Origin of the sequence: Oceanobacillus massiliensis str. N'diop (assembly GCF_000285495.1) — a bacterium.
In the GTDB taxonomy this organism is placed as follows: domain Bacteria; phylum Bacillota; class Bacilli; order Bacillales; family Amphibacillaceae; genus Oceanobacillus; species Oceanobacillus massiliensis.
Map to the genome: position 1 here is coordinate 369,620 of NZ_HE610978.1, position 11,979 is coordinate 381,598.

At 40.4% G+C, this 11,979-nt stretch carries 10 protein-coding genes and 2 tRNA genes; 1 reads left to right on the plus strand and 11 read right to left on the minus strand.

The features are described from left to right. The first annotated feature begins 202 nt into the window (after window positions 1–202). Complete coding sequence (locus OMHG_RS11760) at window positions 203–682, plus strand: LiaI-LiaF-like domain-containing protein (protein ID WP_010651062.1); 480 nt, start codon at window positions 203–205, stop codon at window positions 680–682. Between the two features lie 43 nt (window positions 683–725). Here the strand turns inward: OMHG_RS11760 and OMHG_RS11765 are convergent, their stop codons facing one another. The 11 genes from OMHG_RS11765 to OMHG_RS11815 form a co-directional block, all read right to left on the minus strand. Then, window positions 726–1,478: an amino acid ABC transporter ATP-binding protein gene (locus tag OMHG_RS11765; protein WP_044476969.1), complete on the minus strand. Its 753-nt coding sequence runs from the start codon at window positions 1,476–1,478 to the stop codon at window positions 726–728. A gap of 516 nt (window positions 1,479–1,994) precedes the next feature. Beyond that, complete coding sequence (locus OMHG_RS11770; protein WP_147629078.1) at window positions 1,995–2,603, minus strand: amino acid ABC transporter permease; 609 nt, start codon at window positions 2,601–2,603, stop codon at window positions 1,995–1,997. A gap of 175 nt (window positions 2,604–2,778) precedes the next feature. Further along, window positions 2,779–3,591, minus strand: coding sequence for a transporter substrate-binding domain-containing protein (locus tag OMHG_RS11775; RefSeq protein ID WP_010651065.1), 813 nt, complete (start codon window positions 3,589–3,591; stop codon window positions 2,779–2,781). Between the two features lie 318 nt (window positions 3,592–3,909). Continuing rightward, entirely contained in the window at window positions 3,910–4,497 is a 588-nt protein-coding gene (gene yihA / locus OMHG_RS11780) for a ribosome biogenesis GTP-binding protein YihA/YsxC (RefSeq protein ID WP_010651066.1), read from the minus strand. Beyond that, a complete protein-coding gene (gene lon, locus OMHG_RS11785) occupies window positions 4,478–6,814 on the minus strand; it encodes an endopeptidase La (RefSeq protein WP_010651067.1) in 2,337 nt (778 codons plus the stop codon). Before lon ends, yihA begins: the two co-directional genes overlap by 20 nt. A 263-nt stretch (window positions 6,815–7,077) precedes the next feature. Further along, window positions 7,078–8,355 (minus strand): ATP-dependent protease ATP-binding subunit ClpX, encoded by a 1,278-nt coding sequence (gene clpX, locus OMHG_RS11790; protein ID WP_010651068.1) that lies wholly within the window; start codon window positions 8,353–8,355, stop codon window positions 7,078–7,080. Between the two features lie 298 nt (window positions 8,356–8,653). Beyond that, the gene (gene tig / locus OMHG_RS11795) at window positions 8,654–9,940 is read right to left on the minus strand and encodes a trigger factor (protein WP_010651069.1); all 1,287 of its coding nucleotides are present in this window, start codon (window positions 9,938–9,940) and stop codon (window positions 8,654–8,656) included. Between the two features lie 134 nt (window positions 9,941–10,074). Beyond that, a complete protein-coding gene (locus tag OMHG_RS11800) occupies window positions 10,075–11,055 on the minus strand; it encodes a tetratricopeptide repeat protein (protein WP_010651070.1) in 981 nt (326 codons plus the stop codon). Between the two features lie 190 nt (window positions 11,056–11,245). Further along, a tRNA-Arg gene (locus tag OMHG_RS11805) sits at window positions 11,246–11,319 on the minus strand. Window positions 11,320–11,329: 10 nt separating this feature from the next. Next, a tRNA-Gly gene (locus OMHG_RS11810) sits at window positions 11,330–11,403 on the minus strand. A 331-nt stretch (window positions 11,404–11,734) separates the two neighbouring features. Beyond that, on the minus strand, window positions 11,735–11,979 hold a 245-nt coding region (locus OMHG_RS11815), incomplete at its 5' end, for a YfcE family phosphodiesterase (RefSeq protein ID WP_044476928.1).

An 11,979-nucleotide genomic window follows, 5' to 3' on the forward strand; every position in this document is an offset into this window, starting at 1 on the left:
ACGGATATATCAATGTCTATACCATACATCATTACCTAAATTCTATTATAACATGTATTCCTATACCCTTTTTCCAAAAATGTGAACAGAATCTGAAACAATATGTTAGTATAAATCGTATAATGTTTAGCACGAGTGTACTTTATCATAACGGTAATGCGTAATCAAGCAATCGACTCATATTCGAAGGGGTTATTAGAGAGTGAAAAAGCAAAATTCATTACTTGCTTATATATTGATAGGCATAGGTATTTATTTTTTATTGAGAGAGCTGAAGGTACCAATTCTGACAGATTTCTATTCTTGGCAAACCTTACTAATCATAATCGGACTGGCACTGTTGATACACAGTTACACGGCAAAACATTATCAGAACCTGTTTGCAGGCACCATTGTACTAGGCTTAGGAATCCATTTGCATGGTGTACAGCATTACACCTTCTGGATCGATCACTGGGGTGTGTATGTGCTGATTATCGGCCTTGCATTTATTGTCAGGCACACAAAGACGAAAAAAGGAATACTGCCTGGGATACTCTTGGTTTTACTCGCCGTACTGCTGATCTTTTCTATCAATCTTCCAGGATATTTTGATTGGATATACGATATTATCAATCTGCTTGAGAGGTTTTGGCCAGTAGTACTCGTGATTATCGGTATTTATCTGTTAAGGAAGAAATGATATCGGCATTAAAACAACCAGGATAGAAATCCTGGTTGTTTTATTACAATATGGAACGAAGAAAATCCTGTGTACGCTGTTCTTTTGGATGATTGAATATGGCTTCCGGTTCTCCCGCTTCAACAATTTTCCCGTCATTCATATAGACGACCTTGTCGCCAACTTCTCGGGCAAATCCCATTTCATGAGTAACGATAACCATTGTCATCCCTTCTTCAGCAAGTCCCTTCATCGTGAAAAGCACTTCATTTACAAGTTCAGGATCAAGTGCAGAGGTAGGCTCATCAAATAGCATGACTTCTGGTTTCATTGCCAGAGCACGGGCAATCGCAACCCGTTGCTTTTGCCCGCCGGATAATTTAGATGGATATACATCATGCTTATCACCAAGACCAACTTTATCGAGCAGCACTTTTGCTTCTTTTATCGCTTGGCTTTTCTTAATACCTTTTACCTGTATTGGTGCTTCAATAACATTTCCCATGACCGTTTTATGCGGAAATAGGTTGAAATGCTGGAAAACCATGCCGACTTTCTGACGGACTTTATTTAGATCATGCGTTTTCGGTTCTACCTGATTCCCTTCGATCATAATTTTCCCGCTGTTCTTTATTTCAAGGAAATTAAGGCAGCGCAGCAAGGTGCTTTTGCCAGACCCGCTTGCACCAATCAATACGACAACGTCGCTTTCGTTGACAGTTAAATCGATATCCTTCAATACATGTAATTTTCCGAATGATTTATTCAATTTCTCCACACGAATCATTTCCTGCACGATAATCCTCCTATTCTTCATCAAGGCTTCTGGTATTTGTCTTTTCTTCAGGCTCTTTTCATAAGCTATTGTTGTCTCTGCACTTCGTATTTGATAGAAACTGTGACGTAACAGCAACGGCCGATTTCCACTCCGGGCAGTCACTTTCCGCGGCGGGCGATCTCAGCTTCCTCGGAAGAAACCCACTTCCTGCGGGATCTTCAGCTGTTGCTTTTCCCGCAGGAGTCGACTGCCCTGCGCTCCAATCAATCAGCTTAGTAATTGAATATCAGTAAATCGATTCAGAAAAACAAATCATAGCGGAGGAAATACATGGAGACTCCAGCGGGAAAGCGAAGACGCTAAGACCCCACAGAGAGCGAACTTTGCGAGCGAGGAGGCTTAGCGCGAGCCCGCGGAAAGCGAAGTGTATTTCCGGAGTGGAGATAAGCTCATCATCAAGTTACATTGCAGTTTATATATTTTATATAAAAACAACAATTTTTGAGAAGTCTGCCTTTATTTTATTTTTCATTAAGCTGTTTCGCCCTGCATTCATTAATCACTTACCGCAAGCCTCTTCTCTGTCAGGTTCACTATAAATGTTAGTAAGAGAACAATCAGAAGATAATATACTGCAACAGTTACATAATAGGGTAGATAGTCGAAGCTATTTGACCCCATCGTACTTGCCACTCCAAACAGATCCTGCATCCCAATGAAAGAGACAAGTGAAGAATCTTTTATACCGATGATAAATTGGTTGCCAAGCGATGGAACCGCCCTTCTGAATGCCTGTGGCAATATAATTCTTTTCATTGTAAGGCCCTTATTCATCCCTAAAGATAGACCTGCTTCCCGCTGCCCATTATCGATAGATTGAATGGCTCCGCGGATAATTTCCGCAATATATGCGCCACTATGGAAAGCCAGTCCGATGGCGCCGGCCCAGAACATTGGAACCAGAAAGATGTCGGTCAATCCATAGTAGAGGATGAATATTTGTACAATTAATGGGGTTCCGCGAACAATCCATATGTAAATATCAGCGATCCATTCCAGAATCTTTATATTGGATATTTTAAGCAGTGCAAAAAACAATCCAATCACAATAGCAATTAATAATGATACGACAGATAATTTCAAGGTAATCCACAGGCCCTCCATGAATACATTAAAGCTGCCTGTAAATACTTCGATAAAATGCAAAAGGTTTTCCAACTTTTTCAGCTCCTCTAAGATGCAAATGTGCGCATTCGATATGCGCACATTTGCAAAACGCTTATGTTAAATCTCAGTCCGCATTAATCCAACAGGCGGAAGTAACAAACTTGGCTATCCCTTACTCTTCTGTTTGCTCTGGTTCTGCTGTGATATCTCCGCCAATCCACTCATTCGATAATTCAGCGAGTTCTCCACTATCTTTCATTTCCTGCAAGGCTTCATTGACGGCATCCAATAATGCATCGTTGTCCTTATTTACTGCAACGGCCTGTTCTGCAATACCAAGCTGGAATTTACCTTCAATCTCCAGGCCAGCATCAATAGCTGTCAATCCGGTGACATCATCTGTGATAACCGCATCATGATGTCCGCTTGCAAGAGATTGAAGCGCTACTACATCACTATCGACCTGCGGAATATTATCGGTATATTCTTTAGCATTGTCCAAATAGGTTGTACCTCTGGCAACAGAAATTTCTTTTCCTTGCAGATCCGCTTCTGTTTCAATATCACTATCCGGTCTTGTGTAGACTACCGGACCTGAATAGTAATAGGGATCAGAAAAGTCTACCTGCTCAAGTCGCTCTTCAGTAATTGTATGGCTTGCTACCGCAATATCATACCGCCCCTCTGTTACACCTGTTACAATGCCTGAGAACTTCGCACGCTGCGGATTTGGTTCAAGACCAAGCTTTTCAGCAATCGCTTCGCCGACAGCAACATCGAAGCCGACCATATCACTGCCCTCCATATAACTGAAAGGCTTGAATTCTCCTGAAGATGCAAAGGTAAGTTTCCCGTCTTCAGTCAGACTAAATTCATTTGCCGCTCCTTCTGCATCCGAAGCCCCTTCGGAAGAATTATCGCTCCCGCAAGCGGCCAAGACAGCTAATAATAATGTAGAAAATAGTAAAATTTTCAGTTTTTTCATCCCGTATACAACCCCTCTATGTAATTTGATCATGCTCCCATACTGACATATAGCTTCTGTCATCGTTTTAAAGCCCTGTCAGGAATAATTTGCCACATATTTAAGTATAACAATGCAGGTTTAAGTTATCGAGTGCTCCATATTCGTATATTGTTTATTATATGTACATTTAACTATACCAACAGACATTACCTCCCTCTTGGTTACATATACCCCCATTAACTAATAAATACTCTCAATTACTGGAATTTTTGGAATTATTTTTTTGGCAGGCATTAAAAAGCACCCTGTCCACCAATAGCAGACAGGATGCCTTTATCAATTATTTATTAATTTCGTAATCACAGACCACGATTCTTCCTTTCCTTCACCAGTTTCTGAGGAAAAAGGAATCAGGATATCATCTGAATCCATTTGGAACGTTTGCTTTGTTCGCTTAATATGCTGTGCCCTCTTCGTTTTGGGGATCTTATCCAGCTTTGTACCAATTATGATTACCTGCACTCCATTATACTTCAAAAAATCATACATTCGCAGGTCATCCTTTGTTGGTTCATGACGAAGATCCGTAATGAGCAGAACAGCCTTTAAGTTCTCTCTTGTCAGGAAATATTCCTCCATCATTGGTCCCCATTTTTCCTTTTCTTTTTTGGAAACCTTCGCGTAGCCATAGCCAGGAACATCAACAAAGTAAAATATATCATTGATTTTATAAAAATTTAATGTTTGCGTCTTCCCCGGCTTCGACGATGTACGGGCAAGATTTTTACGGTTGATCAGTTTGTTGATGAATGACGACTTTCCTACATTCGATCGGCCAGCAAGTGCAATTTCAGGCAGCATATCACCTGGATATTGTTTCTTGCTTACAGCACTGATTACGATTTCAGCCTTTGTTACTTTCATTTTTTCCCTCCACTAATGCATGCTCCAGAACCTGATCCAGATGTTTCACCGGAATAAATGTCAACTCACTTCGCACGCTTTCTGGTATATTCTCTATATCTTTTTCATTTTCTTCAGGTATGATCAATGTTGTAAGACCAGCGCGATGGGCACTCAATGTCTTCTCTTTTAAACCGCCTATCGGCAGTACTCGGCCACGCAAGGTAATTTCACCGGTCATTCCCACTTCTTTTTTGATAGGTCTCCCTGTCAACGAGGACACTAATGCAGTGGCAATGGTAATACCAGCTGATGGTCCATCCTTTGGAGTCGCTCCCGCTGGAACATGGATGTGAATATCATACTTTTCATGGAAATCAGGCTCGATGCTGAATTGCTCTGTCCTTGAACGCACATAGCTGAATGCAGCTTGAGCAGACTCCTGCATCACATCCCCCAGCTGTCCGGTCAGTGTCAGCTTGCCTTTGCCGGGATAGTGGCTAACCTCTATGGAGAGTATGTCCCCGCCTGCTGAAGTGTAGGCTAGTCCTGTCGCTGTACCAATCTGATCCTCCTGCTCCATCAGACCATAGCTGAATAACTGCTTTCCAAGCAGCTGTTCGAGACTTTTTTCTGTGACAATTACCTTATCTTTTTCCTTGGAAATGATTATCTTTGCTGCTTTACGGCACAGTTTAGCCAATTGTCTCTCTAATCCGCGTACGCCCGCTTCCCTTGTGTATGTCCGTATGAGCTTGAGAATAGCATCCTCTCTAATTTGCATGTTTCCCTTTTTTAGACCATTTTCTTTCAATTGCTTAGGCAATAGATGCTGCTTGGCAATATGGAGTTTTTCCACTTCGGTATAACCGGCAATAGAAATAAGCTCCATGCGATCCAATAGTGGTCCGGGAATGCTATTTACATTATTGGCAGTTGCAATGAACAGGACATTGGACAAATCATAGGTCTCTTCAATGAAATGATCACTGAATGTACTGTTTTGTTCAGGATCCAGCACCTCTAGCATAGCCGAAGAAGGATCACCTCTGAAATCATTCGACATTTTATCGATTTCATCGAGTAAAAAGACCGGATTGATGGTCCCCGCTTTTTTCATACCTTGAACAATTCTTCCAGGCATAGCTCCGATATATGTCCTCCGATGGCCCCTGATTTCCGCTTCATCACGAACACCGCCAAGTGAAATCCGCACAAAATTTCTATCGATCGAATTTGCGATTGATTTGGCGAGCGATGTTTTCCCGACTCCCGGTGGTCCGACAAGGCAAAGGATAGGACCTTTAATGGTATTGGTCAGCTTTTGTACGGCAAGGTATTCCAAGATGCGTTCCTTTACCTTTTCCAATCCATAATGATCTTCATTCAAGATTTTCTCTGCACGATTAATCTTGATTGTATCCTGTGTCTTTGTTGTCCATGGCAGAACAATTAGCCATTCCAGATAGTTGCGGATGACCGAGCTTTCAGCGGAAGTTTGCGGAACCTTTTCATATCTTCCAAGCTCCTTAAGTGCTACCTCCATAACATTTTCCGGCATGTCGGATTGTTCGATTTTTTCACGCAGCTGGTCAACTTCACTTGTCTTCCCATCACGCTCACCGAGCTCTTTCTGAATCGCTTTTAATTGTTCGCGCAAGTAATATTCCTTTTGGGTCTTCTCCATTGAAGTTTTCACACGCTGCCCAATTTTCTTCTCCAGATCAAGAACCTTTTTCTCGTTGGAAATCAGCTTAATCAGCAGTTTGATCCGTTCTGGCACATTTATCGATTCCAGTATCTCCTGTTTATCTTTCACTTTGAGAGTTAAGTGTGAAGAAATGATATCTGCAAGTCTCCCCGCTTCATCAATATCTTCTACGGTTTCATATGTTTCCTGGGTAACCTTCCTGGATAATTTTATATATTGTTTAAATTGTCCAAGCAAGGAGCGCATCAGCGCTTCCTCTTCATTTTTCTCACCGTTAACATCGTCCAATTTAACTATCTCAACCATAATTTCCTTATCGGATTCCAAATATCGTTGAATTTCTGCACGATGCAGACCTTCAACAAGTACTCTTATTGTTCCATTTGGAAGTTTTAGCATTTGCTTTACTGTTGCCACTGTTCCAATATTATATATATCCTTTGGTTCCGGTTCATCCAAACTCACTTTTTTCTGTGCTGTCAAAAAGATTGTTTGGTCATCCATCATCGCCTTTTCCAGTGCAGCAATAGATTTATCTCTGCCTGCGTCCAAATGAAGGACCATCGATGGAAATACAAGGAGTCCACGCAGGGGTAGGAGGGGAAGTTGTATTGTCTCTTTACTCATTATTTGTACCTCCATTTAATTATGTAATATCAATACAATAATCATTATTATGTATCTTTCAAGTTTAAAGAATATACTTCCATTTGTAAATCTATTTATATCGGTATTGCCATTTGCGTTAGTATTGCCATTCTCCTTATTTATTATCAAAGAACAGATAATGGATAGGAGCAAGCTTCAGTTGACTTTTCAACATGAAAAAAAGACTGACCAGGGCAGTTCTTGAAAAGAAGAAGTTGCCCTGGTCAGTCTGAACCTTATTGTTACGCACTTTCTTTTGGAAGTTTTTCATTTCCTACTTTTACTGTTCCATCACGGAATATCAGTTTAGGACTACCGTCTTCCTCGCTGACCGTTTCTTTCGTAATCACGCATTTTTCGATATCTTCTCTCGATGGAAGATCAAACATTACTTCAAGTATGATTCCCTCAATGATCGAGCGGAGTCCACGGGCACCTGTTTTACGTTCGATTGCTTTTTTGGCAATCTCAGATAGTGCCTCATCTTCAAACTCAAGTTCCACATTATCCATTTCGAATAGCTTCTGATATTGTTTGACAAGCGCATTTTTTGGCTCAGTCAGGATTTGGATAAGTGCTTCTTCATCAAGAGGTGTCAGACTTCCGATAACCGGAATACGTCCAATAAATTCAGGGATTAAGCCGTAACGCAATAGATCTTCAGGCAATACTTTGGAAAGCAATTGGCCCATATCAAGATCTTCCTGCTTTTCATTAGAGCCAAACCCAATTACTTTCTTGCCAAGACGGCGCTTGATCACCTGATCTATGCCATCGAAAGCTCCACCGACGATGAACAGGATATTTGTTGTATCGATTTGGATAAATTCCTGATGCGGATGTTTTCTTCCGCCTTGTGGCGGCACACTTGCAACCGTTCCTTCAAGAATTTTAAGCAATGCCTGCTGTACACCTTCACCAGATACATCACGCGTAATGGAAGGGTTTTCCGACTTACGTGCCACTTTATCGATTTCATCAATATAGATAATGCCCTTTTCGGCTTTTTCAACATCATAGTCAGCTGATTGGATTAGTTTTAGAAGGATATTTTCCACATCTTCCCCTACATAACCGGCTTCGGTTAATGATGTTGCGTCTGCCATTGCAAATGGAACATTAATAATACGTGCCAATGTCTGTGCAAGCAATGTCTTACCGCTACCAGTCGGTCCGATCATCGCAATGTTACTTTTCGAGATTTCAACATCGTCTGTGCTTTTCGTCGCATTGATGCGTTTGTAATGGTTATAGACTGCTACAGCAAGATTCTTCTTTGCTTTGTCCTGACCGATTACATAATCATTGAGTATATTGCAGATTTCCTTTGGCTTTGGAATTTCGTTCATTTCCATTTCTTCTTCCGATCCAAGTTCCTCTTCTACAATTTCTGTGCAGAGCTCAATACATTCATCACATATATAAACGCCAGGACCGGCGACTAACTTTCTTACTTGTTCTTGACTCTTTCCACAAAACGAACATTTCAGTTGGCCTTTTTCTTCATTAAACTTAAACATTCCATCTCACCCCTAAACGTGCTGAAAATCTCAGCATTCAACTTTTATAGTCATCATATCAGATACTGTTTAAAAAACAAAACAATATACTTTAACCTGGTCGGCAGCAATAGAAAATTGATTGTTGTTTCCATTATGGATATATAAATAAAAAAGTCAACACTTAGCTCTCAAGGAAAACTTCTTACTAATTACTATATGTATAATAAGTATAATTAATTGCATGTTATATAATGAAAATATAAAACAAGGTGCGACAAAATCGCACCTTGTTCCAGCTATTTCATTGTACTTCCTCTTATTTCGCTTTGCTGTTCTCAGCAAGGAAATCAATTGCAGCTCTCATTTTCAAATCATTTTTGATTGTTTCTGTGCTTCCGCCAAGCATTTGTACAAGCTGCTCAACCTCAGTACCATACATAGAAGCCATTTTTTCCAATTCTGCCTGTACATCTTCTTCAGATGCTTCCAGGTTCTCAGCATCAACAATTGCTTCCAGTGTAAGATTGGTCTTAACACGTTTAGCAGCATCTTCTCTCATTTGTTCTTTCAATGCATTTTCGTCCTGACCAGAGAATTGAGAATACATCTCTAAAGTCATACCCTGCATTTGCAGTTGCTGTTCAAACTCACGAACCATTTGATTAAGCTCTGTATCAACCATTGCATCCGGTACGTCTACTTGGGCATTGTCGGAAGCCTGCTGAATTAAAGCTTCACGCTTTTGGTTTTCAGCATTTTGTTTCTTTTGTGCTTCAAGCTCTTCTTTCTTCTTTTTCTTCAAGTCTTCAAGTGATTCTACTTCTTCGTCAACGTCCTTCGCGAACTCATCGTCAAGTTCTGGAAGTTCTTTTGATTTCAGTTCATGAATCTTCACTTTGAATACTGCTTTTTTACCTGCCAGGTTCTCAGCATGATAGTCTTCAGGGAAAGTGACTTCAATCTCTGTTTCTTCGCCTGCTTCCTTACCGATTAATTTCTCTTCAAATCCTGGGATGAATTGTCCTGAGCCGACTTCAAGGGAATGATTTTCGCCTTTTCCGCCTTCAAAAGCTTCCCCATCAAGGAATCCTTCAAAGTCGATTACAGCTGTATCGCCATTTTCAACTTTCCCTTCTTCTTTCACAACGAGCTCGGCATGACGCTCGCGAAGGTGTCCGATTTCATGGTCTACATCTTCATCCGTTACTTCAACAGACTCTTCTTCAACCTCAAGACCTTTATAATCGCCAAGAGTTACTTCTGGTTTCACTTCAACGATAGCAGTGAAAACCAAATCTTTGCCTTTTTCAATTTGTTCAATATCAACATCCGGCTGATCAATTGGGAAGATGTCTGTTTCTTCAACAGCCTTCGTATATGCTGCTGGAAGCACGATGTCTACCGCATCTTGATACAAAGATTCTACACCAAAACGTTTTTCGAACATTCCACGCGGAATTTTACCCTTACGGAATCCAGGGATTTGGACTTCTTTCGATACTTTTTTGAATGCCTGATCTAAGGCTTGATCAAATTCTTTAGAAGATACTTCAAATGTTAGTTGACCTTTGTTTCCTTCTTGCTTTTCCCATTTTGCTGTCATTAATGTTCCCTCCAAAATCTATTGTTTCGATTCATTTTTTAACGTTCCATGCGTAAATGATATATAATCAAATTTGCAACCATCTCATTATAACATAATATCTAACTGTTTCAAGCATTTACTGCTATTTCTGCTTACTCTTCAATGATGCTTAAGTACAAGGAATCACACATTCTGATCTCTTTTATATAGTGTTTTGTCCGGCTGCTTGCTTCCCTATCTTCAAAGCTATGTATTTGCAAATATTGATTTCCTATATATTTGATTGCTTCTACAATATCTGAAACATCTTCACCCGAAGGCGCAAGTGGATAGGTTACATATACATATCTATACAGCAGCTGTTCCAGCAGCTTGAATAATGTTGGGTTCTTCTGTTCGACATCACGCAACGCCAGCAGAATCTGCTCATATATTTCATTTTCCTTTATGTCTGGGATGCTGCTCGGTATAACCGTCATGCTTGAGCCTAGCTTATGTATTTCAACTTCCTCAGATATACGCTGTTCCCGCATCCAAGCTAGTATTGCCGTCTTGATGACTGGGTGGACTAATTCATTAGTCAAAAGGGATGTAATCTGGTTGACAGGTCGCGCTTTCATATTTCTGAGCTGGTCAACTATCCGCCACTGCACCATATGATTATCCTGATTAACCGCTTCAAACAGTTCGTCTATCACTGAATCTGTCTCTTCAACCACAAAGTCAAGCTTCATTTTTTCGCTCATATCATAGAGCTGTTTAAACTGTTCGTACAATTTTTCTGGAACTTGATTTTGTTCAAATTCATATTCAACCTGTTCCATCAGTAAACCATATTGGCTGGTCTGAAACAGGATGGTAAGATATATATGTACATAATGATAATAATTCTCGTCCTTAAGTTTTATTAGTTCCTCACACAGATCCTGGGCTTCTTCATGCCTTCCCAGCTCCATCAGGCAGATAAGCTTGCCAATCATAATCTCATGGCTGCCCTCCTGATAACTTATCAGCTTATCCAGTTTTACGAGTGCCTCTTCATACCTTTTTTCTTGCAATGCCTTTAGGCTTTCTTCTTCAAGCGTTTTCTTCAGCTTTGGAAAAAGAATGACATTATCCGACTTCGATTCCATAAATTCACCCCTTTCCTATTCAATTTTTTAAAACACGTTAATATGTATAAATACCCGAATTTGGAGAAATTAAACATTCCTGACTGCCCAATCCTTCCCCCAAATAAGCGACATGACCCCAATTCATATTCTAACTAAGTATAAGAAAAAAAGAAACCTAATATCTATGCTTAGGTTTCTTTCTGTTAGACGTCCCAGGCAGGATTCGAACCTGCGACCCACAGCTTAGAAGGCTGTTGCTCTATCCAGCTGAGCTACTGGGACATATTATGTTTGGAGCGGGTGAAGGGAATCGAACCCTCATCATCAGCTTGGAAGGCTGAGGTTTTACCACTAAACTACACCCGCATCTATTATGCTTAAAGACCTAATCCAACTTACGAACACTGCCCCTACATCTTCCAGTTCATACACAGTTGCCTTGTGCTTCGGGGCAACTCGAAGCCTATCCGTCAGAGGCTTTGCTCGTCACTAAACTACGCCCGCATCTATTATGCTTAAAGAATTATCCTACTCACGAAAATCTATTATGTACTTAACCAAAAATGTTGCATCCGTTTTTAGCGGACAAGAATTATTATAGGCATAATACAGTTAATTGTCAACACTAAATTAAATTTTTATATAAATTATCTATCAGAAACGGTCCAGCGATATTTCTGATAGATAATTTGATAGCTTATAATGCGAATTCATATGTCAGCTCATGTACTCGTTCACCGTTGACATTAAAGTAGTTAACAATAATAGAGGATGGACTTTCCCATTCCATTATCGCATACGTTTTCTCTGTTCTGTTCCGTGGCTGCCTGATGCTTCCCGGATTGATAAAAATCTGACTTGAAACCTGTTCGGCGCCAGCGATATGGGTATGCCCAAAGCATATTACATCTGCATTTAATTCCTTCGCACGATAGGACAGTC